The following is a 235-nucleotide window of genomic DNA, read 5'->3' as shown; positions in this document are numbered from 1 at the left end:
CCCTGGATGAGCTGCTGGCGCGCTGCCGCGAGCATGGCGCAGGTCTTGCCGACCCCGGCGGAAGCGCCAAAGAAGATCTTCAAGCGCCCGCGGCCGGCGCGCGCCTCATCCTGCTGCACCCGCGCGAGCAGTTCGTCGGGGTCGGGACGGGCATTGCCGGGGAGTTCGCCGAGGCCCATTCCTACTGCTCCGGCTTCCTGAACACGCGGGCCAGGGACGCCCACTTGGCACGGAG

Annotated in this window: 1 pseudogene; it reads right to left on the bottom strand. The window is 71.1% G+C overall.

Features of this window, described 5'->3' with window-relative positions:
- Nucleotides 1-179 (bottom strand): annotated as a pseudogene (locus SB660_RS23865) (hypothetical protein); the annotation flags it as partial.
- Nucleotides 180-235 lie beyond the last annotated feature (56 nt).

The organism is Bacillus sp. SIMBA_005, from assembly GCF_046535585.1.
In the GTDB taxonomy this organism is placed as follows: Bacteria; Bacillota; Bacilli; order Bacillales; family Bacillaceae; genus Bacillus; species Bacillus pumilus.
Note: the sequence above shows the minus strand (reverse complement) of the source record. Positions and strands in the feature narration are given on the sequence as shown.